The sequence below is a fragment of the Planktothrix mougeotii LEGE 06226 genome (genome assembly GCF_015207485.1).
In the GTDB taxonomy this organism is placed as follows: domain Bacteria; phylum Cyanobacteriota; class Cyanobacteriia; order Cyanobacteriales; family Microcoleaceae; genus Planktothrix.
Genome location: NZ_JADEWU010000009.1, coordinates 43,866 through 65,795, shown reverse-complemented (window position 1 = coordinate 65,795; position 21,930 = coordinate 43,866). Strand labels below are relative to the sequence as shown.

The 21,930-nt window shown below is 42.1% G+C and carries 23 protein-coding genes; 8 read left to right on the top strand and 15 right to left on the bottom strand.

Annotated features, from left to right (window positions below; translation table 11 throughout):
* Window positions 1-184: 184 nt before the first annotated feature.
* Window positions 185-598 (top strand): hypothetical protein, encoded by a 414-nt coding sequence (locus IQ236_RS06445; protein ID WP_072719228.1) that lies wholly within the window; start codon window positions 185-187, stop codon window positions 596-598.
* Window positions 595-1,857 carry a glutamate-5-semialdehyde dehydrogenase gene (locus IQ236_RS06440; protein WP_193868495.1) on the top strand — a complete coding sequence of 421 codons (1,263 nt, stop codon included), beginning with the start codon at window positions 595-597 and terminating at the stop codon, window positions 1,855-1,857. Before IQ236_RS06445 ends, IQ236_RS06440 begins: the two co-directional genes overlap by 4 nt.
* Here IQ236_RS06440 and IQ236_RS06435 read toward each other — a convergent pair.
* A complete protein-coding gene (locus IQ236_RS06435) occupies window positions 1,854-2,687 on the bottom strand; it encodes an acyl-CoA desaturase (protein WP_193868494.1) in 834 nt (277 codons plus the stop codon). The two genes, IQ236_RS06440 and IQ236_RS06435, sit on opposite strands and share 4 nt — an antisense overlap.
* Before the next feature lie 97 nt (window positions 2,688-2,784).
* Here IQ236_RS06435 and IQ236_RS06430 point away from each other — a divergent pair, with 97 nt between their 5' ends.
* Window positions 2,785-4,005, top strand: coding sequence for a methionine gamma-lyase family protein (locus IQ236_RS06430; RefSeq protein ID WP_228041458.1), 1,221 nt, complete (start codon window positions 2,785-2,787; stop codon window positions 4,003-4,005).
* 734 nt (window positions 4,006-4,739) lie between these two features.
* Here the strand turns inward: IQ236_RS06430 and IQ236_RS06425 are convergent.
* The 10 genes from IQ236_RS06425 to IQ236_RS06380 form a co-directional block, all read right to left on the bottom strand.
* A complete protein-coding gene (locus IQ236_RS06425) occupies window positions 4,740-5,204 on the bottom strand; it encodes an SH3 domain-containing protein (protein WP_190516836.1) in 465 nt (154 codons plus the stop codon).
* Window positions 5,205-5,334: 130 nt separating this feature from the next.
* Window positions 5,335-6,846 carry an AAA family ATPase gene (locus IQ236_RS06420; RefSeq protein ID WP_193868493.1) on the bottom strand — a complete coding sequence of 504 codons (1,512 nt, stop codon included), beginning with the start codon at window positions 6,844-6,846 and terminating at the stop codon, window positions 5,335-5,337.
* Window positions 6,847-7,017: 171 nt separating this feature from the next.
* The gene (locus IQ236_RS06415) at window positions 7,018-7,521 is read right to left on the bottom strand and encodes a YceD family protein (RefSeq protein ID WP_193868492.1); all 504 of its coding nucleotides are present in this window, start codon (window positions 7,519-7,521) and stop codon (window positions 7,018-7,020) included.
* Between the two features lie 52 nt (window positions 7,522-7,573).
* Window positions 7,574-8,050 carry a Jag family protein gene (locus IQ236_RS06410; protein WP_072719210.1) on the bottom strand — a complete coding sequence of 159 codons (477 nt, stop codon included), beginning with the start codon at window positions 8,048-8,050 and terminating at the stop codon, window positions 7,574-7,576.
* A gap of 2 nt (window positions 8,051-8,052) precedes the next feature.
* Window positions 8,053-9,216 (bottom strand): membrane protein insertase YidC, encoded by a 1,164-nt coding sequence (gene yidC, locus IQ236_RS06405; RefSeq protein ID WP_193868491.1) that lies wholly within the window; start codon window positions 9,214-9,216, stop codon window positions 8,053-8,055.
* A 165-nt stretch (window positions 9,217-9,381) separates the two neighbouring features.
* Entirely contained in the window at window positions 9,382-9,774 is a 393-nt protein-coding gene (locus IQ236_RS06400; RefSeq protein ID WP_193868490.1) for a PH domain-containing protein, read from the bottom strand.
* Window positions 9,746-10,150 (bottom strand): ribonuclease P protein component, encoded by a 405-nt coding sequence (gene rnpA / locus IQ236_RS06395; RefSeq protein WP_072719208.1) that lies wholly within the window; start codon window positions 10,148-10,150, stop codon window positions 9,746-9,748. Before rnpA ends, IQ236_RS06400 begins: the two co-directional genes overlap by 29 nt.
* A 110-nt stretch (window positions 10,151-10,260) precedes the next feature.
* The gene (rpmH, locus tag IQ236_RS06390) at window positions 10,261-10,398 is read right to left on the bottom strand and encodes a 50S ribosomal protein L34 (protein WP_071783091.1); all 138 of its coding nucleotides are present in this window, start codon (window positions 10,396-10,398) and stop codon (window positions 10,261-10,263) included.
* 149 nt (window positions 10,399-10,547) lie between these two features.
* Window positions 10,548-11,060, bottom strand: a complete 513-nt coding sequence (locus IQ236_RS06385; RefSeq protein ID WP_190516524.1) for a DUF2808 domain-containing protein — start codon at window positions 11,058-11,060, stop codon at window positions 10,548-10,550.
* Between the two features lie 88 nt (window positions 11,061-11,148).
* Window positions 11,149-12,351: an RNA-guided endonuclease InsQ/TnpB family protein gene (locus IQ236_RS06380; protein ID WP_193868489.1), complete on the bottom strand. Its 1,203-nt coding sequence runs from the start codon at window positions 12,349-12,351 to the stop codon at window positions 11,149-11,151.
* Between the two features lie 329 nt (window positions 12,352-12,680).
* On the opposite strand from IQ236_RS06380, the gene IQ236_RS06375 reads away from it, so the two are divergent.
* Genes IQ236_RS06375 through IQ236_RS06365 form a run of 3 tightly spaced genes read left to right on the top strand, consistent with a single transcriptional unit; the run spans window position 12,681 to window position 15,558 of the window.
* Window positions 12,681-13,838, top strand: a complete 1,158-nt coding sequence (locus IQ236_RS06375; RefSeq protein WP_193868488.1) for a Re/Si-specific NAD(P)(+) transhydrogenase subunit alpha — start codon at window positions 12,681-12,683, stop codon at window positions 13,836-13,838.
* Window positions 13,839-13,858: 20 nt separating this feature from the next.
* Entirely contained in the window at window positions 13,859-14,155 is a 297-nt protein-coding gene (locus IQ236_RS06370) for an NAD(P) transhydrogenase subunit alpha (RefSeq protein WP_190516527.1), read from the top strand.
* The gene (locus IQ236_RS06365; RefSeq protein ID WP_193868487.1) at window positions 14,155-15,558 is read left to right on the top strand and encodes an NAD(P)(+) transhydrogenase (Re/Si-specific) subunit beta; all 1,404 of its coding nucleotides are present in this window, start codon (window positions 14,155-14,157) and stop codon (window positions 15,556-15,558) included. The genes IQ236_RS06370 and IQ236_RS06365 overlap by 1 nt, the downstream gene beginning before the upstream one ends.
* Window positions 15,559-15,670: 112 nt before the next feature.
* Here the strand turns inward: IQ236_RS06365 and IQ236_RS06360 are convergent, their stop codons facing one another.
* Window positions 15,671-17,476, bottom strand: a complete 1,806-nt coding sequence (locus IQ236_RS06360; RefSeq protein WP_190516530.1) for a DUF3685 domain-containing protein — start codon at window positions 17,474-17,476, stop codon at window positions 15,671-15,673.
* Window positions 17,477-17,484: 8 nt separating this feature from the next.
* The gene (locus IQ236_RS06355; protein ID WP_193868486.1) at window positions 17,485-18,123 is read right to left on the bottom strand and encodes a TetR/AcrR family transcriptional regulator; all 639 of its coding nucleotides are present in this window, start codon (window positions 18,121-18,123) and stop codon (window positions 17,485-17,487) included.
* A gap of 232 nt (window positions 18,124-18,355) precedes the next feature.
* Here IQ236_RS06355 and IQ236_RS06350 point away from each other — a divergent pair, with 232 nt between their 5' ends.
* Both IQ236_RS06350 and devC read left to right on the top strand, forming a co-directional pair.
* Window positions 18,356-19,657: an ABC exporter membrane fusion protein gene (locus IQ236_RS06350; RefSeq protein WP_193868485.1), complete on the top strand. Its 1,302-nt coding sequence runs from the start codon at window positions 18,356-18,358 to the stop codon at window positions 19,655-19,657.
* A gap of 98 nt (window positions 19,658-19,755) precedes the next feature.
* A complete protein-coding gene (gene devC, locus IQ236_RS06345; RefSeq protein WP_193868484.1) occupies window positions 19,756-20,931 on the top strand; it encodes an ABC transporter permease DevC in 1,176 nt (391 codons plus the stop codon).
* Window positions 20,932-20,967: 36 nt separating this feature from the next.
* Here devC and IQ236_RS06340 read toward each other — a convergent pair whose 3' ends face one another.
* Together IQ236_RS06340 and IQ236_RS06335 are read right to left on the bottom strand one after the other, a co-directional pair.
* The gene (locus IQ236_RS06340) at window positions 20,968-21,195 is read right to left on the bottom strand and encodes a hypothetical protein (RefSeq protein WP_193868483.1); all 228 of its coding nucleotides are present in this window, start codon (window positions 21,193-21,195) and stop codon (window positions 20,968-20,970) included.
* Window positions 21,196-21,355: 160 nt separating this feature from the next.
* Window positions 21,356-21,928 (bottom strand): GNAT family N-acetyltransferase, encoded by a 573-nt coding sequence (locus IQ236_RS06335; protein ID WP_193868482.1) that lies wholly within the window; start codon window positions 21,926-21,928, stop codon window positions 21,356-21,358.
* Between the last annotated feature and the right edge of the window lie 2 nt (window positions 21,929-21,930).

Here is a 21,930-nt window from a genome sequence, read left to right as displayed (position 1 = left end):
CGTAAGTCCTGAGATTGTAAAAGTGGCGATCGCTGGCTTGAACGAGGGAACGAGGGAACGAGGGAACGAGGGAACAAGGGAACTAAAGAAGGATACGGGTAAGGGTGGAGTTGAGTATAATAATTGAAAATAGCCAGTTTTGACTTAATTATTGTAAAAACATTATTAAATTAACGGATCGCTTGTGCCATCCCAAAAAGCTCAAAAGATTGATTTGAATGGGGATTATCCTTGCCCCTGTCGGCGAAGGGGGCGACTGGTTCCCATTGCCTTAACCGAAGCCTTCGGCTGCGATCGCTGCCAACAAATTTTTGTCGTCGATGAGAGCGGTTATTGTTTAGAACAACTCGCAACCCATTATCCTTATAAACAGGCTTGGCGTTGGACAGGTCATCAATGGAACAGAGCCAGTCCGGGGTTAAGGGCGCATTATTTACCGATGGCTTTGGGAATGCTATTAGTTCCGTTAGTGATCTGGTTGCCATTAGCCTTGTATTCACCGGGGCCAAATCTTGTGTTATGGGCGATGGTTGCTGTACTGTTAGCGATGTTACCCGCACTTATGGTTTGGCTCGCTTACAGGCGTGATTCTCGATGATAATTGATGATTTCTCTTCCCTTGCTCCTGACCATCCTTTGCGTCGTGCTTACGTTGCTAGTTTTCAACTAGCAAAAACGAAAGGAATGGATCGGAGTCGAGCCTTGCAACTGATGGCAAAGGCCTTGCGATCGCGACAGAATGATATCCTAGAAGCCAATACCCTCGACTTAGAAGCCAGTCGAGATTTAGGACTATCGGAATTAATTACAGACTGGCTGAAACTGACTCCTGAACGCTTAGAAACCACCGTTCAGATTTTAGAACGTCTGGGACAATTACCCGATCCCATTGGTCGGGTGATGAGTGCTTCCTATCAACTCGAACAAGGACAAACTTATTATCAACATATTCCGTTAGGGGTTGTTGCCTTAATTTATGAAGCCTTCCCAGAACTCGCGGCTATTGCAACAGGACTCTGTTTAAAAACAGCCAATAGTTTAGTGTTATTAGGGGGAACAGAAGCCACCCATTCTAATAATATGATTGTTCAGACGTTGCAAATGGCGTTAGAAGAATCAGGACTTCCTTTAGGTTGTTTAGAAATTTTGCCTTCTGAACAAAATGCCCCAATTCAAAGATTAGTGACTCAAGATCAATATCTCAATTTAGTCATTCCCTACGGACGCCCCCATTTTGTGCAGCAAGTTGTCAATCAATCTACAGTTCCCGTCCTACGTTCCGCCATGGGAAACTGTTATTTATATTGGTCATCAACGACGAGTGTAGATACAGCCCGATGGATGATATTAGATAGTCATGACAGTAAACCCGATCCGGTTAATGCCATTGAAAAAGTTTTGATTGATCCCAATCAAAAAAGCTCATCCTTAGTTCGATTATGGAATAACTTAAGGGAAGCCGGATTTCAATTGCGTGGGGATGAAGCCCTGGCTCAAGAATTTACCGAATTAACCGCTTCCGAAACAACGGAATGGTCAAAGCCCTATTTAACACGAACTGTTGCCTTTAAAGTGGTGGAAAACTTAGAAAAAGCGATCGCCTGGATGAATACCTATAGTAGCGGTCACGCTAATTGTTTAGCGACCGAATCTTACTCTGAAAGTCGAAAATTTGCCCAAGATGTCAATAGTGCTTTGACCTTTATTAATGCGTCTCCTCGATTTTCCCGTCACTTAAACCGGGGAGACGCAATCTTTCTGGGGATTTCTAACCAGAAAGGATATCGTCGTGGATTAATTGGTTTAGAAGCCCTAATGACCCTGAAACACGTTGTTCAAGGAAATCGGCAGTTTTAAATGCGTTGAGCTTCAGCATTGGCGGGGGGTAATTTCACTTTTTGGGCTAACCCTAACGCTTGTAACAGCGAAATTGTCATCCAGGTTAAATCAATTTCCCACCATTGCAAACCGTGACGGGCCGAATATTGGAAAGCATGGTGATTATTATGCCAACCCTCACCATAAGTGACAACCGCAACCCACCAACAGTTACGGGAAGAATCTCCCGACTCATAGGTTTGATACCCAAATTTATGAGTGGCGCTATTGACAAACCAGGTGCAGTGAAACATCACCACAACCCGAAAGAAAATGCCCCAAACGACAAAAGACCAACCTCCGATCAGATACAGTAATACGCCAAAGATGACCTGAATAACCAAAAAGTATTTTTGGAAAAACAGATAGACTGGATCGTCTCCAATGTCTTTGGTATAACGGGGAATTTGTTCATCTGCTGGAGTATGGAACAACATCCAGCCGAGGTGACTCCACCAAAACCCTTTGGTAGAATCATGGGGATCTTGCTCTTGATCAGAATATTGATGATGGAGACGGTGTAACCCGATCCAATCAATGGGCCCGCCTTGGCAAGCCAGAGTTCCGCAAAAGATTAAAAAATATTCTAACCATTTGGGAGCTTCAAAACTGCGATGGCTCACTAGGCGGTGAAAGCCTAGCGTAATTCCTAAGCCTCCAGTTACCCAATGTAAAAATAGAGCTAGACCTACGGCAGCCCAGCTAAAGTTACTCGGCAAAAATGCCAGCAGTGCGGCAGCATGGAGAAACACCATAAAAGCAATGGTGATCCAATCGGGCTTATATTGAGGTGAAGTTGCAATCGTCATGAAACGAAAATTCGAGCTTTTTTAAACGAAAGAGTCCTATTGGCATCTATAATATGCACCGCCCACAAACAAAGTGAGTTCGGTGATCATATCTAGCATGGAACAGCTAAAAGAAGCAGAACAGGAACTATTTCCGATTTTTTCTGGTATTGACACGCAGGTCAAGCATAATCTTCAACGAGTTTTAGATGCCTTTCGTCGTTACCGAGTGGGAACCCATCACTTTTCAGGCGTTACAGGTTATGGTCACGATGATTTAGGACGTCAAACCTTAGATCAAGTCTTTGCGGAGATTATGGGTGCAGAAGCGGCTGCGGTACGAGTGCAGTTTGTTTCTGGAACCCACGCCATTACCTGTGCCTTATTTGGCTGTTTACGTCCAGGGGACGAAATGCTGGCGGTAGCTGGCACTCCCTACGATACCCTGGAAGAGGTCATCGGTTTGCGCGGTCAAGGTCAAGGTTCATTATTAGAGTTTGGCATATCTTACCGTCAATTGGATCTAACTTCTGAGGGAAAAATTGACTGGGATGGCTTAAACACTGCAATAACCGCCAAAACTCGGCTCGTTTTAATTCAACGTTCCTGTGGCTACTCCTGGCGTTCTAGTTTGTCTATTAGCGATATTGAGAAAATTGTTCAGAGTGTTAAACAACAAAATCCGAATACGATTTGTTTTGTTGATAATTGCTATGGAGAATTTATTGAAACTCGTGAACCGCCTGTGGTTGGTGTTGATTTAATCGCAGGTTCTTTAATTAAAAATCCAGGAGGAACTATTGTACAAGCGGGGGGTTATGTTGCTGGCAGAGAAGATTTAGTTGAAGCCGCAACCTGTCGATTAACTGCACCGGGTATTGGTAGCAGTGGGGGAGCTACTTTTGATCAAAATCGAATTCTATTTCAAGGGTTATTTTTAGCACCTCAAATGGTGGGAGAAGCGATTAAAGGAACCCATTTAACCTCATATATTTTTCATCAATTAGGTTATCGAGTTAATCCTTTACCGTTTGAACCGAGACGGGATGTGATTCAAGCCATTGAGTTAGGTTCTCCTGATAAATTAATTGCTTTTTGTCGGGCTATTCAACAGTATTCTCCTATTGGTTCTTACCTTGAACCTGTTCCCGCAGAAATGCCGGGATATGAAAGTCATTTAGTCATGGCGGGAGGAACTTTTATTGATGGGAGTACCTCGGAATTTTCCGCCGATGGGCCGTTAAGAGAACCTTATATTGTGTTCTGTCAAGGAGGAACTCATTGGACACATATTGCTTTAGCGTTAGAAGCAGCAATTGAAGCGATCGCACAAGTTTAAATCCAGAAATGGGGACTCAGAAACCGGGTTTTTCCCTTAATCTTTCGGTTACTTAACAAGCTATCTACAAAAACCCGGTTTCTTGTGCTAGGTAAGGAACTCAGAAACCGGGTTTTTCCCTTAATCTTTCGGTTACTTAACAAGCTATCTACAAAAACCCGGTTTCTTGTGCTAGGTAAGGGACTCAGAAACCGGGTTTTTTCTCCAATCTTTCGGTTTCTAACCAAACTATTTACAAAAACCCGGTTTCTTGTGCTAGGTGGGGACTCAGAAACCGGGTTTTTTCTCCAATCTTTCGGTTTCTAACCAAACTATTTACAAAAACCCGGTTTCTTGTGCTAGGTGGGGACTCAGAAACCGGGTTTTTCCCTTAATCTTTCGGTTTCTAACCAAGCTATCTACAAAAACCCGGTTTCTTGTGCTAGGTAAGGGACTCAGAAACCGGGTTTTTTCTCCAATCTTTCGGTTTCTAACCAAACTATTTACAAAAACCCGGTTTCTTGTGCTAGGTAAGGGACTGTGATGAGATCGCTACATAAACTTAAATTATTAGTAATTCCGATAACATTACCAAAAACCAACACTTGAAGAAACAGAAAATTTAGCCGAACAATTACGAGCATTAGGAATTACACCCGAAGACTAATTATGTTTCGTTTTCTGGTATAGCACTACCGATTAAGGTGTTTGATAAGACTAAACCTTGTAATTGATTCACCATATTTGATTAAATATTAGTTTTCTGATTCAATTTTTTCTGTATTTCCTCCTTTAACCCATCCAGTGCGATCGCTATCCTGAGAAACCCGAACTTTTTGCCATCCTTTATCCTCACTTTCTCCTAACACCACCACTTTTTCGTTATAAGCAATTCCCCCAATGCGGTTCGCGTCTGTACTCGGACTATCGCGTAAAATTAAACCAATGGGCTGTGTCACAATTGCTCGATAAGCACCAGGTTCCAGCTTTTCTTCTGCTGGGGTAGGGGTAGGGGTTGGAGTTGGAGTGGCTTGAGGTTTAGGAGTTGGGGCTTTTGCAGTTGTTTTTGCGGTAGGGTTATCATTGGGAAAGGTGGGACGTTCTGGCAATTCGGCTAAACGCGCTGCAAAATATAAAGCTGTTGCTACCGTTGCACCCGCTAAAATTAAAATAGCCAGAAAAAAGCCAACGATAAATTTAAAAACACCATAAAGATTCATAGTTTTCGGAGCAGGTCTATACATGAATTTTTAACAGGATTAAAAAAAACCATGATAACATCAATTGGACAAGGGTAGAAACCGGGTTTCTCTGGAAAAAATAGGTTATAAACCCGGTTTCTTAATCTCATCAACTGGACAAACGACGATTTAAACTACTCTGCCGAGAGGCTAAACGCGCTTTTCCCGCCGCCGCCCAATCTTGCAAAAATTGAATTTGTTCTTTCGCAGTTCGGGCTAAGGGAACAATTTGACTCGCGGCTTCTAAGATATCATCCGTTGTGAAATCGCGGTTTTGACTAAAGCCAATGTGCATGGCTTCAATTAAAGTTTGTTCAATTTCGGCCCCCGAAAAATCAGGGGTTTCATAAGCTAACCGTTCAATATCATAATTTTTAATACCCTGGGGTCGAAGTTTAGATAAATGCACTTCAAAAATTGCTTTTCGTTCCTCTTGATAAGGTAATCCTACAAAGAAAATTTCATCAAATCGCCCTTTTCTTAACAGTTCCGCAGGTAAAGATTGAATATTATTAGCCGTTGCGACAACAAAAACGGGTGAGGTTTTTTCTGCTAACCAAGTAATAAATGTACCAAATACTCGATTTGTTGTTCCTGAATCTCCCTTTCCATCTACTCCTGAAAAAGCTTTATCAATTTCATCAATCCACAGCACACAAGGTGCCAATGCTTCTGCTAATTGAATCATTTGTCGGGTACGAGATTCTGATTCTCCCACTAACCCCGCAAATAAACGCCCTACATCTAATCTTAATAAAGGTAAATGCCAATGATGGGCGATGGCTTTTGCCGTTAAAGACTTTCCAGTTCCTTGAATTCCGACTAATAATAACCCTCTGGGATAAGGTAAACCATAGTGTCTTGCCCGTTCAGAAAATGCTCCTCCCCGCCTTAATAACCAATCTTTTAAATTATCTAAACCCCCAATATCGGAAATATTTTCTTGGGCTGCATAGAAATCTAAAATTTGAGTTTGGCGAATGGTTTGGCGTTTTTCTTCTAAGATTAATTCCAGATCATCGGCTTGTAATTCGCCATGAGTGGCGATCGCTTTGGCTAAAATTCGCCGAATTCTTTCTAAAGACAATCCTTGAAAAGAACGTACCATTTCATCGAGTAACCGAGGCTCTATCGGATGTCCTGTTGCCATTAATAATCGTTCAACTTCTGTTTTGATCTCAGCTTGAGTTGGTAAGGGAAATTCTAAAACCGTTAAAACTTCACTGAGATCAGAGGGAATTGAAACTTGAGGAGAAATAATGATTAAATTTTTCGGTTGAGATTTAAAACTTCGCGCTAAATTTCTTAATTTCCGAGAAACCGAAATATCCTCTAAAAATCGATGAAAGTCTCTTAAAACAAAAATTGCTGGCATCGCTTCCGGCAATTTTTCTATAAATTCTAACGCTTGTAAAGGATTACGCTTTCCTGCCCCTAAATCATTAGGATTTCCCTCTTGATATCCATCAACAAAATCCCAAACATAAACCGCACGATTTCCTTGTTCTTTGGCGGCTTGTTTAATGGCGGTTTCGACTCGTTCTTCTTCTAAAGTCGGGATATAAATAATCGCGTAGCGCGATCGCAATAGTAGCTTCAATTCTTCATTGAATTTGCTCATAGAAAGAACAGGAGTGTAGAATCCGTGGAACAGGCATCTTGCCTGTTAACAGGCTGCTATTAACAGGTTTTAACAGATTAACAGATTAATAGGTTAATAGGTTAATAGGTTTTAAGATTAACAGGTTTTAATAGATTAACAGGCAAGATGCCTGTTCCACGGACAGAGCCATCAATTGGGTAGATTTTGCTTCAAAGCTTGTAACGCAGCCCAACGCCCGTCAACAAGGCTCTGGGGTTCAATTGCAGCCGGTTTTGGAGGTTCACAGGGGCCATCACAAAGTTGTCTTAGAGGTAGAGCCAAGCATAATTGCTGATACAGCCAATCCCCAGCTAAAAAATCACCTTGGGGGTGTAAACTTTCCACAGGTTCATCCAGCAAAATTTCCACTTCACCCGTTGTAGTATCCAGTTGATCAGCCGAAGCCATCAACCAAATCAATTCAGACGTATCGACTTTTAACCGATGATTATATTGTTTTAAACATCGGTCACAGGTGAGAGTAACAATGGTTTCAGCTTGTACCACAACTTCAAGATAAGTGGTTTTGTGACTGACGCGCATCCGACCCCGAACCGGAGTTAAGGTTTCTAGGTCTGGAAAAAACTCTTGAAACTCAAATTCTAAAGATCGGTTTTGTGTTCTCAGTAAATGAGGGATATAGATAGAGTCCATAATTACTTTCAAACCCTCCAACAATAAACAAGGCTAAACAAGAAGTCCTCGTCTAACCTTTGATTTTAATCACCAAACGACGGTCGGGATCTTGTCCCCGACTATAGGTTTCTAAATCATCGCTTTCTTCAAGAAAGTGATGAATCAGACGTCGTTCAACCGAGGAAAGGGACTTAATTTCCACTTCCCCACCCGTTTGACGGACACGATTCGCGGCATGATCAGCTAAAGCCCGTAGTTCTAAATGACGTCGAATTCGATATCCGTTCAGTTCTACGGTGTAAGAGGTGCGTTCTTCGTCCTCTTTGCCTAGGTTGTGAATGGCGTTAAGTAAATATTGAATCGCATCTAAAACTTCCCCATCCTGGCCTACCAAAATAGCCACTTGTTCAGGGGTAAGATTGACTTCATCTATCGTTAACCAACAGGAGTCTGCCTCTAAACTCGGTTTGACGGTGGAAGGAACGCCCCCTAATTTGAGCAATTCCTCCAACCACTCTTGACCCTGTTGTATATCGCTGTTGTTCATTGCTAGGATTGCGCCTTTTTCTTAGAACGTTTCGGCTCAAAGGGTAATGCTTCTCGTTCCCCTTCTGCTGTGGCTAATTTAGCAGTCGTTTTATTGGATTCTTCCACAATTTTTTGCAGGTTTTCAGGCAGGGGTTCCCGTGACAAAATAAAGGCTTGAATGGTTTGGAAGATATTAGCAACCAGCATATACAGCAACACACCTGCGGGGAGGGGGAAGAAGAAGAACATCCCACTAAAAATTACCGGAGTAATTTTATTGACTGTATCTTGCTGAGGATTCCCACTGGAACCTTGTCCTTGTCCAGAGAGGACTTGGTTGAGGTATAAAGATATCCCAAAGGCTAGAATCATGCCTACAATATCCCAGTGAATTGTACCATCGGGATCAACGGCTCCCACGCGACCCAAGGCATCAATAAACAAGAATCCTTTATCCGATGCTAACCCTCTCAAGCCCACTTGAATACTGGCTTCTCCAGGAGCCAAGGCAATGATTTGGCCGTTGTCATTGACTTGAATTTTGTCTTCTCCTTTGAGAACTTTCCAGGTGGGGGTTAAATGCACATCTGGATATTGTGCCAATTCCGTTTGTAAAGGTTTACCCTCAACGGTTTGGAGTTCAATGGGGATTTGATCTCCAACGCCTAAACGGTTTCCACTGGGAATCATTGCCACAACGGAGGCATGAATTCCATCGGCAAAATAATAGTTTTGCGGTTTAGTGGCGTAGGCTTGGGGTTGAATTTGTTCAATTTGTTCACGGGGAAAAATTTGAACATCAACCGTATAGTTAACGTCTGAAAAGGGTGAACCCCGTAATGTGGCAAACAACGCGAAGAGAATGGGCATTTGAATCAGAAGGGGGAAACATCCGGCTAAGGGATTTCCCAATTCTTTATAGACTCTACTCATTTCTTCCCGTTGTTTTACCGGGTCATCTTTATACTGTTGTTGAATTTTGTCAACCCGTTCTTTCATTAACGGTTGGGTTACTTTCATTCGCCGCATATTGCGAATTGAACCCGCATTCAAGGGATAAAGCGCGAAGCGCACCACTAAGGTTAACGCCACAATCGCTAAACCATAACTCGGCACGATCCCGTAGAAAAAATCTAGGATCGGCAACATCACATTGTTGGAAAGAAACCCGATACCAAAGTCCATTCTTTTGAGTTTATTGAACTGCTTGGATTGAATATAGATTAATTTTAAGAACCATTCGCCAACACTTGACCGATAGCCCGGTGACTACCCAGTTGATGAGTCAGGGTTGAGGCTCAACAGGAAGGAACTCAATCCTGTTAAGGGCGATGTTGTCCAATATCAAGATCATCGGCTCATCGCAGCACTAGCTTTTTGAGCTTGGGGCGAGAGTTTTTCTAGGATAAAGTCATGGACTTCTCGAAAACGAGGAACAGCCCGGAGTTCCAGACGAGAACCATTTTTTAGGGTCAATACCATATCCCCCCAAGCCCCAAATCCTCTAGGAACTTTCGCGATTTTGGCGATTTCTGAATAGACGATATCAGTACGGTCTTGACCCATCCATCCACCCATGACCGATATCCGGCGATTGGTGATGCGATAGCGCAGCCATAACGCCCGGACAATTGCCCCAATGGTAAGAGGGATGCCAATAATCGTCAGCCCTATTAATAGATTGATAATGAGGTCGCCGATAGCGGGGCCTCCTTCATAAAAACTTTCCTCCCGTATACCCATTTAAAACCTCTGCTTCTACCAACAACTGTTTTAATTCTTGCAGAATTTCTGCATAATTGCACTGATCGGCTGTTGGTTTGACGACAATCACCACATCCCAACCGGGGGATACCTGGGGTAAAAACTGATGCCAAGCTGCCCGAATTTGGCGTTTGATCCGATTTCGGACAACCGCCCGTTTACTGACTTTTTGGCTAATGGAAATTCCCATCCGAGTCGGGTGAACAGAGGCGGAGTTTGTTAAATTCTTTTCTGTTCTATAAGGTTGACCTCGTAACGCCCTCAAGGTCAAATGAGGGGTTTTTCGATGCAGTCCTTTGCTGTAGACGGCTTTGAAGTCTTTGGGATGTCGGAGTCGATTGATTTTGGGTAACATGAATCAGGTACTGCCACCCACAAATTCACCCATTTCCCTCAGCTTGACCATCGGGATCGCCATGAGTTCGTGGGAATAGCAATAGGGTGTCTTTAATTCAGAGCCAGGAATTAAAACGTTAAACGTGCCCGCCCTTTTTTGCGACGAGCTTTGATCACGGCTTGGCCGTTTTTTGTCCGCATCCTTACCCTGAAGCCAGAAACTCTTTTCTTTTTGCGGTTTGTTCCTTGCAGGGTTTGTTGAGCCATTGCTTACCTCCGGTGCCTTTTCGTTAATTTTTAATCAAAAGTCACAATTTTTCAGTATATCACAATTGTTGGACTTTCTCTCCCGGCTTCACAGTAATCTGTTAATCGGGACTGATCCCTCTTAACAATGGGCACTCTGGCAACGAAGATTAATCATCAATACTCAAAATCCAAGTTCCGACATAACGCAACATGGGAACATCTCCAGGGGTACGAATATTGGCGTTAAAGTTGAAAACCCCCCCAAAGGTGGGATTTTTGACGTTAGACATCACGATTTCAACTTTCGTACCCGCCGGAATCGGTTCTTGAGGATAAATTTGGATAATATGGTTTTCTTTATCCCAAATCACTTCTTCTAAGGGAATTGGTTTATTTTGAACCCGAATTTGTACCCGGTCGGGATCTATCGTCCCTTTGTAATAGTCGGGATAGGTGATGGAAACTTCTGCGATCGCTAAGTTCAACTTATCGGCTGGAAGTCTGAGTTTATAGCGATCCCACTCCCCTGAACGTCCGCTTTCAAGGAAATAATTTAAAATATTGGTTTTATCGGGGCCACTGAGTAAGGTAATACCCGGTAAACCTTGGGCTTGAGTCATTTCAGCTAAACCCGTCACCGCCAAACCCGTAATCAAGATTGCAGAAAATAGTTGTCGCATACACACTCCCGTAACACAGCGAAATTTTGTTGAAGTTTTCTGAACTAGTTGACACTCCCCGCTCTTTCATAGACGGGGATTCTTGGTTCTATAACTCACCATTAGAATGCAGGTTGACACCAACAGCCCAAGAGGGTAAATCTCCCCAAGCGTAAGTTCCGGTGTGCCCCACCGTAGCGAGTCCGCGTTTTAAAATATTTTCAGCCGCATTAACATCGCGGTCTGCTACATATCCACAACGGGGACAAATATGAGTTCTTTCTGATAGAGTTTTCTTCACGATTTGACCACAGTTTGAACATTCTTGGCTCGTCCAATGAGGAGGTACTGCTATTGTTACCTTACCGTACTTGTGTCCAAAATATTCTAGCCAACTGCGAAAAGTAAACCAACCTGCATCAGATATTGATTTCGCTAGTTTTCGATTTCTAACCAACCCTTTAACATTTAAGTCTTCATAGGCGACCAAATCGTGAGATTGGATAACGGAATATGCTAATCTTTTGCAATATTCTTTTCGCTGCCGACTTACGCTTAAATGTTTCCGAGCATATCTATTTCTAGCTTTGTGATAGTTGTTAGATTGCTTTTGTTTGGCTTTTTTCCGTTCGGGGCTATATTTCTTAGACTGCTTGCGGTTAGCTCGATTTAACTGTTTTTCAGCCTTTCTATAGAAATTAGGAGCGGGTTCAACATTGCCTTTATTATCAGCAATGAAATACTTTATCCCTAAGTCTAATCCGACAATTTGATGAGTGGGTTGAGTTTCTCTTCTGACATCAACATCAATGGCAAATTGAGCATAATAACCATCAGCACGTCGGACTAATCTGACGCGCTTAATCTGTTTGATATCGTAATAGTTAAGGTTGTATGTTCCTTTGAGTTTTAATTTACCAATCCTTTTTTGATCGGTAAAAGTAATCGCTTTTCGGGTCTTATAAAGCTTCCACCCGCTAGTTTTGTATTCGACGGAGCGACAATTTTTTTTAAACTTAGGAAATCCTTTTTTACCCAAAATATTCTTCTTACAGTTATCATAGAACCGAGAAACAGCAGACCAAGCCCGCTCGGATGCCGATTGTCTAGCCATGGAGTTCAACTCATGGGCAAAAGGAAATTCAGCAGCTAAGACAGCACAATACTTATTGAGGTCGTATTTTCCCACTCCTTGATTATCCATCCAGTAGCGCAAGCACTTATTTCGGATGAACTGCGATGTCCGAATGGCGTCATCTATGGCTCGATACTGATATTCCTTCCCTTTGACTTTGAACTCGTAGATGATCATTGCTCGACCTAACAACTTGATTTTTATAAAATAGCATAAGAAGTATAGAAACAGGTGTAGGTGGTTAAAACCTTTCGCGATCCCGCCTTTTTGATATAAAGACAAGTTAAAGATAAGAATCCAAATTAGGAATTTAGCTTTACGATGCAAAATTAGAACTCTATGCTGACACAACTCGGGCTTGACAGGGAAGATGGCAAGGGGAGGCAGGGGAAGCGGGGGAAGCAGGGACAGCAGGGCTACGCCTAGCTTCGTTCGCTGACCTTTCAAAGTCAACAGTCAACAGTCAAGCTAATCGTTAACAGTGAACACAATTATGAGGAGATTTTATGAAAATTGGTATTGCTAAAGAAAGTCAGGTCGATGAACGGCGAGTCGCCCTCATCCCTGATGTTGTTGCTCGTTTGGTGAAACAAGGCGTGGAAGTGTGGGTGGAGGCTGGGGCTGGGGAACGGGCTTGTTTTTCCGATAGCACCTATGAACAGGTGGGGGCAAAAATCGCTGATCAAGGTACCGTTTGGCGTGAGGCAGATGTGCTGTTGAAAGTGGGAGTCTTGCAAGACTTTGAAGTGTCTCAACTGCGCTCTGGGGGGGTGTTAATTAGCTTTTTAAACCCCCTGGGAAATCCTGAGTTAATTCAAAAACTCGCGGCTCAGAACGTTACCGCCTTCAGTATGGAATTAATTCCCCGTACCAGTCGCGCCCAAAGCATGGATGCCTTATCCTCCCAAGCAAACCTGGCTGGATATAAAGCGGTCTTAATTGCAGCAACGGCGTTACCGAAATATTTCCCTATGTTAACAACGGCGGCCGGAACCATTCGTCCGGCTAAGGTGTTAATTTTGGGAGCGGGGGTTGCTGGTTTACAAGCGATCGCTACCGCCCGACGGTTGGGTGCTATTGTCGAAGGGTTTGATATTCGTCCCGAAGTTAAAGAACAAGTCCAAAGTTTAGGGGCAAAATTCGTGGATGTGTCCCTGGATGAAGATACCGTTGCTGAAGGAGGTTATGCCAAGGAAATCTCCGAAAAAGCCAAAGAACGCACCCGCGAAGTCCTGACACAGCACGTCGCCGCCTCTGATGTGGTGGTGACAACGGCTCAAGTTCCCGGTCGAAAAGCACCTGTATTAGTGACAGAAGACATGGTAGCCCACATGAAACCCGGTTCGGTAATTGTTGATTTGGCAGCCGAACAAGGGGGAAATTGTGAATGCAGCGAACCGGGAAAAGATGTGGTTAAGCATGGGGTAACGATTATTGGGCCGATTAATTTACCGTCTTCGATGCCGATTCATGCTAGTGAAGTTTATGCCAAAAATCTCTCGGCTTTATTAACATTAATGATTAATAAAGAGAAGCAACTCGACCTCAATTTTGCCGATGATATTCTCGATGAAGCTTGTGTCACTCATAACGGTGAAATTCGTTCTGAAAGAGTGAAACAAGCCTTAAGCCTCAATCATCAACAGTCTCCTGTAAACAGTTAACTGTCAATTGTTCTGAAATTATGACTACTGAAACCTTAATTTCCGCATTGTTTGTGTTTGTTTTAGCAACCTTTGCGGGGTTTGAAGTGATTACTAAAGTTCCGCCTACCTTGCATACTCCCTTAATGTCTGGGGCTAATGCGATTTCAGGAATTTCCGTTTTAGGTGCGTTAATTATTGCGGGCGATCGCGATTGGAATGTTACCGTTATTCTGGGATTTATTGGCATTGTTCTCGCCATGATTAACGTTGTCGGTGGCTTTTTAGTTACAGATCGAATGCTGGAAATGTTTAAGAAAAAGGAGGCTAAAGCCTAATGGATATTCGCTTAACGGGAATACAACTCAGTTATTTAGTGGCTGTTACCTTGTTTTTCTTTGGATTAAAAAAATTAGGATCTCCAGCAACAGCCAGAAACGGCAATTTATGGGCAGCTATTGGGATGTTAATTGCTGTTGTTGCCACAATGTTAGATCGGCAGATTTTGAACTATGAAATGATCGCCCTCGCCTTAATTATTGGTTCAGTGATTGGGGCGGTAATTGCGTATAAAGTTCAAATGACAGAAATGCCTCAAATGGTGGGGTTACTGAATGGTTTAGGGGGTGCGGCTTCTTCAATGGTAGCGGTGGGAGAATTTTGGCGGTATTTAGCTTTAGCAGAATCTCCCCCTTTAGGCACAACCATTACGGCTATTTTAGGGGTATTAATTGGGGGTGTAACCTTTACAGGTTCGATGATTGCCTTTGCCAAATTACAGGGAATTATGAGTGGTTCTCCCATCTTATTTCCCCTACAACAACAGTTTAATATTCTGTTGTTTGTTGCCTTTGGTTTGGGTAGTGTTTATATTTGCCTAACCCCATTTAATGTGGCGGTCTTTTTAGGGTTAGTCTTCATTTCTCTAATATTAGGCGTGTTATTTGTCATCCCCATTGGTGGCGGTGATATGCCCGTTGTGATTTCTCTGTTAAACTCCTTTTCGGGATTGGCCGCATCCGCCGCCGGGTTTGTGGTGATGAACAACCTGTTAATCATTGCTGGGGCGTTAGTTGGAGCATCAGGGATTATCTTAACGGTGATTATGTGTAAGGCGATGAACCGTTCTTTAACGAACGTGCTATTTGCTGGGTTTGGCACAGGAGAAGGAGGTTCTGGGGCTGCCAGTGGAGGCACTGCAACAGATCAAACGGTTCGCAGTATTGACCCCGAAGAAGGGGCGATGATGTTAGGATATGCCCGGTCTGTGGTGATTGTCCCCGGTTATGGGATGGCTGTTGCCCAAGCGCAGCATAGTGTTAAGGAGTTGGTGGATCAATTAGAAAATAATGGGGTGGATGTTAAATATGCCATTCATCCTGTGGCGGGACGGATGCCGGGACACATGAACGTGCTGTTAGCAGAGGCAAATGTTCCCTACCCTCAGTTATATGACATGGATGACATTAATCCACAGTTCGATCAAACGGATGTGGCGTTAGTTATCGGAGCCAATGATGTAGTGAACCCGGCGGCACGGGAAGATAAAAATAGTCCTATTTATGGGATGCCGATTTTGGATGTCGATAAAGCTAAACATACCATCGTGATTAAACGCAGTATGAATACTGGGTTTGCTGGGGTAGAAAATGACCTGTTTTATAAAGATAAAACCATGATGTTGTTTGGTAGTGCGAAGGATGTTGTGGCGAAGTTGGTTTCGGAAGTCAAACAACTGTAAAAGTATCCTTTGTGACCCTCTCCGCAAGTTCGGGGAGGGTTTTTGATTATAATGAAGTTAGGAGCAAAGCGATCGCTTAAATCAACAATAGAGTAAGGTTAAGGAGTGTCAACTATTTCTTCCCCATCTTATTATCCTGAAAAGATGTTCCAATCCCCTGTAAAAGACCTTTCCCAATTAAACCTAATCCTCGACCAACGACATTGGTTAATATATAAATAATTCCACTACCCACAAAAGAAACAGCCGAACGCAGACGAGGAGCAACAGCATCCCGTGTTTCTAATATTAATGTAACGGCTAAGGGAATTCCTGATAATTTTTCTAATTCCTCCCGTCGTGGGGAATAAATCACTTGTTTTTGAATGCCTCTTTCTCCTAAAATAAAGAGTAAATAGGAACTTTCAAAAATTGCCTTGGGTTCTGCTACATATTGAGAAAGACGATATCGCCAGGATAAGTTATTTCTAAATTTTTCAATTTCACGGGTTGATAATAACCGTCGATCATAAAATTTAAGTTTAATTTCTTCATAATCGGAAAAATAATTGAGTAAAGGTTGTATGACCCCATTGGCGACTTGAATTAATAAATTTTGTAATAACGCTTCTGAACGTTGCATTGCGTCTAAACTTCCAGCCGGACAGGATAAATTATCAATGGTTAAGGGGGTTTGGAATAATAAATGCTCAAATAAGTCACTGATTAAAGGAATTTTACTTAAAATATCCCGTTGAATCAGATTAGCATCTTTTAATAAAATCGGAACGATTTCCAGATCTTGGTTGTTGGTGTTTAGAGTATAATATTTGCCCAAAAAATCTAAAATAGCAGCTTCCCAGAAATCTTGAACTAAATCAGGAACTTTCTCTGGGAGTTGTTCGGGTTGAATATCTGATAATATTAATTCATCTAATAAGCTTTCTAATTGTTTTAATAAGATATATAATAATTCTCGTTTTTTAGATAATCTTAAAATATCAATTTCTAAGGGAATTCCTGTGACATTAATTAATCCTGACTGTAACTTCATGACAGTTTTATCAAACAAAATTGATTTTAAATCACTGACTACAATCGCTGAATTACGAGAGTTAATTGAGTTAGAATTAAGAACTAAGGATTCTTCTGAATTAAAGTTGTTAGGTTCGGGGTTAGAACGATTGAAAACGGGGAAATTATCAGGAGAAATAGAAGCAGAATTTTCTGGCGTGGGAGAAGGAGAATCCGGTAAAAGCTGACTAACTAGCCAACGTGCAACGAACAGTTCTCGTCGTTTTCCCGTCAGAATTAATTGGTTAATAATCGCAATTCTATCCTGTTGGTTTAATCCTTCTATATTCTGCTCAATTTCTTGGTTAACTTCGGCGATCGCTTGTTCAATTTGTCGCAGTCCCGGTTGAACTAAAAACCCTCGAATTTGCTTAAAAAAAGATCCCGTTTTTCGAGTTACAATTTCAGCAACAGGTTCTCGATTTAAGGCTGCTAAAGATTCCAACCAATAGCGTTCTCCCGTTGCGACTCGACGAATAATTGGAACCAATTCTATAACCGGAATTCCCTTGGGACAATAACCCTCTACCCCAATTTCTTGCGCTGTTACTAATAAATTTCGGTGTTGAATTGCCGTTAATAATAGAATCGGGATTTGAGGATATTGTTTTTTTAATGTTTGGCAAAAATCAAGAATTAAATCTGGTTTTAATCCTAATTCTAAAATAATTAAATCAACAGGTTTCTGGTTCGTGCTGTTAATCGTTATCTGACTTTGACTGACTAATACCTGTAATGCAGCATCCCGACTTTCAACATCTGTGATGACTTCTAAATCTGAAAAAGGTTCTAATGCTGTTCGTAACCCGATCCGAAAAATAGGGTCATCATCGAGGATCAAAAGTTGTAAAGAAGATGGAGTCATAAACGCATTCAAGTGTCAGGTGTCGGCTGAGGAATAATTAAATCTACTAACGTATTAATAATACGATCTCGTTCCATCGGAACAATCTCTTTACCTTGCAAAATTTCTTGTAATAACACATAATGGGCTAAGGTTCCAATAATCACTCGTGCCATTGCTTCAGGATCACCAATTGTAATATAGCGCTGATTGGTTAAATATTCGGTTAACACTTGAATTCCCGGTTTTCCTAAATTATGGACAAAGGTTTTAGCTAATTCTGGAAATCGCCCAGATTCTCCAATCACTAAGCGAATAAACGCTAAATATTCCTGATCTTGCATGGAATGATCTAAAATAGTATTGGCAAGTTGTCTCAACACAATTTTAGGTTCAGCTTGCATCAATTCCGCTTTTTGAGACTCAACAAAAATGTAATATTTTTTCTGGGCTAATCGTTTGATTAAGGCAATAAATAACCCTTCTTTATCCCCAAAATGGTTATAAACCGTTGCTTTCGACACTCCCGCCGATGACGCAACCCGATCCATGCTGGTTCCAGCATAGCCATGCACTAAAAATTCTTGCAGTGCCCCTTCAAAAATCTGTTCTGCTTTTTCGCCAATACTATCCATCTGAGAGAGTTCGGTTTGTTCCACGGGGTTCATTAATTCTCTTCTTAAATGCTATTGCCTTCATTGTACAGAATCATTTCTCGCCATCCGTTATTCCTGATCCTGGATCAAGCTTGACAAAGGCGTTTTCACTTCTGAGAAGCCTGGGTTTTCAATCCCCGATAAGTTTTTTTACTTAAATTCATACTTATTCACCTTCACAGAAGAGAAGTTGTGCTATACTAAACTAAACAGTTTAGTATGAGTGGAAGCGGGAGGCACAATTATGGTGCGCGAAGCGACAGTTGGTAAACTTTCAGCCCCGAAAATCCCCCAAGCCGGGATTTTGATTGCTGCAACGACCCTAGCGATCAGTGGTTTAACGGCCTATACCTTCTGGCGATATCGCCCCACTCCCGCCGAACCTGTAGCGACACCTGAAACCCTGGCCCCAGAAATCAAAACGGTGACGGCGTTGGGTTGGTTAGAGCCCCAAGGGGAGATTATTAAACTGTCCGCCCCCCAGTCCAACCAAGGGAGTCGGGTAGATCAACTGTTGGTGAAAGAGGGAGACTGGGTAGAGGCGGGAAAAGCGATCGCGGTTTTGGATAGTCGAGATCGACTCCAAGCCGCCCTAGAACAAACTAAGACCGAAGTGGAAGTCGCCCAAGCCCGTTTAGAGCAAGTTCAAGCTGGGGCGAAACAAGGAGATATTGAAGCGCAAAAAGCCCGATTTCAGGGCAACCAAGCGGAGTTAGAGGGGCAAATTATTACTCAAAAAGCCACCATTGCCACCTTAGAAGCCCAACTGCGGGGAGAACGCAGTGCCCAAGAAGCCACCCTCGACCGTATTCAAGCGGAACTCAACAACGCTGAAACCAACTGTCAACGTTACGAAACCTTATATGCTGATGGGGCTGTGTCTGCCCAAGATCGAGATAGTCAATGTTTAGAAGCTGAAACCAGCCTCAAACGGCTACAGGAAGCCCAAGCCAACCTCAACGAAACCGTTACCAGCCGTCAAGAACAAATTCGAGAGGCCCAAGCCAACCTTAGCCGCACCATCGCCACTGTAGACCGACAAATTGCTGAAGCGGAGGCGACGTTAACGGCCGTTGCAGAAGTTCGTCCGGTGGATGTCCAGTTAGCCAAAAGTGAGTTAACCAAGGCCCAAGCGGCTGTTAAACAAGCTGAAGCGAACTTAGAACAAGCTTATGTGCGATCGCCCCAAGCTGGACGGGTGATCGAGGTGAATACCCACGCTGGAGAACTGATTTCTAATGAAGGTATTCTGGAATTGGGACAAACCCAACAAATGTATGCCGTTGCTGAAATTTATGATAGCGATATTCCTAAAGTTCGCCCCGGACAAACCGCAACTATTACGGCGGATGCGTTACCCCAAGCGTTAAAAGGAACGGTTGAAGAAGTGGGGTTAAGGGTGAAAAAACAAAGTGCTTTAGATATTGATCCGACGACAAATATTGATGCCAGAGTCATCGAAGTTCGCGTAAAATTAGATGAAACTTCTAGCCAAAAAGCCGAGAGTTTAACGAATTTACAAGTTAAAGTCACCCTTAATCAGTAATTATTTGTAGGGGCGAGGTTTTCTCGCCCGTAATCACTGATTACTGATAACTAAGCTTGGGCGGGAGAACCCCGCCCCTACCACCAATAACTGAAATTATGATTGGATTTATACAACGACTGGCAAATAGAACGCCGTTAGGATGGTTGCAATTAAGTCATGATAAAGCTCGGATGTTAGTGGCGTTATCAGGAATTGCTTTTGCTGATGTTTTAATCTTTATGCAATTGGGATTTCAAACAGCATTATATGATAGTAATACTCGATTGCATAAACATATAGATGCGGATATTTTTATTATTAGTCCCCAAGCCAGAAATTTAGTTAATTTATCAACGTTACCTCGGCGGCGTTTATATCAAGCAATGGATGTTCCGGGGGTGAAATCCGCAGACTCTTTATATGTTAATTTTTCCGACTGGAAAACTCCCAAAACCGGGAAAAAAACAGCCATTTTAGTCATCGGATTTGAGCCCCGTCAGTCGGCTTTTAATTTACCTGAAGTTCAACAAAATTTAGACGTGATTAAATTACCGGATCAGGTTTTATTTGATCGGTCTTCCAGGGGAGATTATAAAGAAGTTATTGAAAAAGTTGATCAAGGTGAAATTGTTAGTACAGAATTAGAAAAACGCACCCTTAAAATTGCCGGATTATTTAAAGTCGGGGCTTCCTTTGCGGCGGATGGTACATTAATCACGAGCGATCGCAATTTTTTACGATTATTTCCTCGGAGAAAACCGGGCGGAATTAGTGCTGGACTGGTTAAAGTTGAACCGGGTTATGATGTGCAAAAAGTCGCAACAGATTTACAAAATTATTTACCCAAAGATGTAAGAGTTTTAACCAATGAACAATTTTTAGCCTTTGAAAAAGATTATTGGTCAAAAAATACAGCTATTGGATTTGTGTTTAGTTTAGGGACAGCAATGGGGTTTGTGGTTGGGGTGATTATTGTTTATCAAGTTTTGGCTACAGATGTTGCTGACCATACCCCCGAATATGCGACTTTCAAAGCAATGGGATTTAGAAATGCCTATTTATTAGGAATTGTATTTGAAGAAGCGATTATTTTAGCAATATTAGGTTTTATTCCGGGCGCTACGATTTCTTTAGGGTTATATCGGTTAACCCGACAAGCGACAAATTTACCGTTATATATGACCTTATTTCGAGCAATTCAAGTGTTAGTCTTAACGATTATTATGTGTATGTTATCCGGTGCGATCGCTACTCGTAAATTACAAGCCGCCGATCCGGCTGATATCTTTTGATTTTTACTTCTAAAATCGGCTTTTGAGTTAACATCATTAACTCACCCAAGACTTAGACGTTAAATTATCCCAAACTTCTTGATTAACTTCTTGACTCAGGCTAGTTATTTGTTCTACTGTCAGTTGACTCCGATTACGAATTGATTCTAACTCAAGATAGTCTAAAAATTGAGTTAATAACTCTAAATTTACCATCTCTCGATTCAATTTAATAATAATATCTTGATTTTCCAGAGTAATACTGTATAGACTTGGATTTGACATCAGTTTTATTCCAGCTAGACTTGATAATATCTATTATAGATTATAAAAGCAGTTAACGACTAGGGTGGTAGTTGGGGAATGAGAAACCGGGTTTCTGAACACATCCTTGTTAGAATGCAAAAGTTATCGCATAAACCCGGTTTTTGGAGGCATTTCGGATCTACTTACCCCGACTATATTTAACCGCTTGACGTTCTTCAAAACTCAAATAGGGGAGTTGATGTTCACTAAATCTAAACTGTTTTTCTAAAGTTAATCCTAATTTTTCCATGACTCGAATTGAACCTTGATTCGCTACTAATGCCCAAGCAATCACTCGTTTTACTCTCCATTCTGAAAACCCTTTATCGATTAAAATTTGGCAAGCTTCCGTTGCGTAGCCTTTTCCCCAACTTTGATACATTAACCGATATCCTAACGCAATTTCATCAAGTTGTACTAGATTTAACGCGACTGCAAAAGGATGATCAATGGCGGGAAAAAAATGTACCCAACCGATCAACTCTCCCGTTTCTTTTTCAATGACAGCCCAAACTCCAAAAAAAGGATATCTGCTATAATATCCTATAAATCTCGGTAATGTTTGAGTCTGAATGACTTCTTTGGGTGTGGGATGTCCGCCGTTAATATATTTCATCACTTTGGGGTCGTTATCTAAATTCCATAAAAAATCTGCATCCAGTTCGGTAAACTGTCGTAACATTAACCGTTTCGTTTCTAAAAAAATATCCATTT

Coding starts and splice junctions, on each gene's coding strand:
- IQ236_RS06440 (WP_193868495.1), top strand. CDS start 595: ATGATAATTGATGATTTCTCTTCCCTTGCTCCTGACCATCCTTTGCGT.
- IQ236_RS06435 (WP_193868494.1), bottom strand. CDS start 2,687: ATGACGATTGCAACTTCACCTCAATATAAGCCCGATTGGATCACCATT.
- IQ236_RS06430 (WP_228041458.1), top strand. CDS start 2,785: ATGGAACAGCTAAAAGAAGCAGAACAGGAACTATTTCCGATTTTTTCT.
- IQ236_RS06425 (WP_190516836.1), bottom strand. CDS start 5,204: ATGAATCTTTATGGTGTTTTTAAATTTATCGTTGGCTTTTTTCTGGCT.
- IQ236_RS06420 (WP_193868493.1), bottom strand. CDS start 6,846: ATGAGCAAATTCAATGAAGAATTGAAGCTACTATTGCGATCGCGCTAC.
- IQ236_RS06415 (WP_193868492.1), bottom strand. CDS start 7,521: ATGGACTCTATCTATATCCCTCATTTACTGAGAACACAAAACCGATCT.
- IQ236_RS06410 (WP_072719210.1), bottom strand. CDS start 8,050: ATGAACAACAGCGATATACAACAGGGTCAAGAGTGGTTGGAGGAATTG.
- yidC (WP_193868491.1), bottom strand. CDS start 9,216: ATGGACTTTGGTATCGGGTTTCTTTCCAACAATGTGATGTTGCCGATC.
- IQ236_RS06400 (WP_193868490.1), bottom strand. CDS start 9,774: ATGGGTATACGGGAGGAAAGTTTTTATGAAGGAGGCCCCGCTATCGGC.
- rnpA (WP_072719208.1), bottom strand. CDS start 10,150: ATGTTACCCAAAATCAATCGACTCCGACATCCCAAAGACTTCAAAGCC.
- rpmH (WP_071783091.1), bottom strand. CDS start 10,398: ATGGCTCAACAAACCCTGCAAGGAACAAACCGCAAAAAGAAAAGAGTT.
- IQ236_RS06385 (WP_190516524.1), bottom strand. CDS start 11,060: ATGCGACAACTATTTTCTGCAATCTTGATTACGGGTTTGGCGGTGACG.
- IQ236_RS06380 (WP_193868489.1), bottom strand. CDS start 12,351: ATGATCATCTACGAGTTCAAAGTCAAAGGGAAGGAATATCAGTATCGA.
- IQ236_RS06375 (WP_193868488.1), top strand. CDS start 12,681: ATGAAAATTGGTATTGCTAAAGAAAGTCAGGTCGATGAACGGCGAGTC.
- IQ236_RS06370 (WP_190516527.1), top strand. CDS start 13,859: ATGACTACTGAAACCTTAATTTCCGCATTGTTTGTGTTTGTTTTAGCA.
- IQ236_RS06365 (WP_193868487.1), top strand. CDS start 14,155: ATGGATATTCGCTTAACGGGAATACAACTCAGTTATTTAGTGGCTGTT.
- IQ236_RS06360 (WP_190516530.1), bottom strand. CDS start 17,476: ATGACTCCATCTTCTTTACAACTTTTGATCCTCGATGATGACCCTATT.
- IQ236_RS06355 (WP_193868486.1), bottom strand. CDS start 18,123: ATGAACCCCGTGGAACAAACCGAACTCTCTCAGATGGATAGTATTGGC.
- IQ236_RS06350 (WP_193868485.1), top strand. CDS start 18,356: ATGGTGCGCGAAGCGACAGTTGGTAAACTTTCAGCCCCGAAAATCCCC.
- devC (WP_193868484.1), top strand. CDS start 19,756: ATGATTGGATTTATACAACGACTGGCAAATAGAACGCCGTTAGGATGG.
- IQ236_RS06340 (WP_193868483.1), bottom strand. CDS start 21,195: ATGTCAAATCCAAGTCTATACAGTATTACTCTGGAAAATCAAGATATT.
- IQ236_RS06335 (WP_193868482.1), bottom strand. CDS start 21,928: ATGGATATTTTTTTAGAAACGAAACGGTTAATGTTACGACAGTTTACC.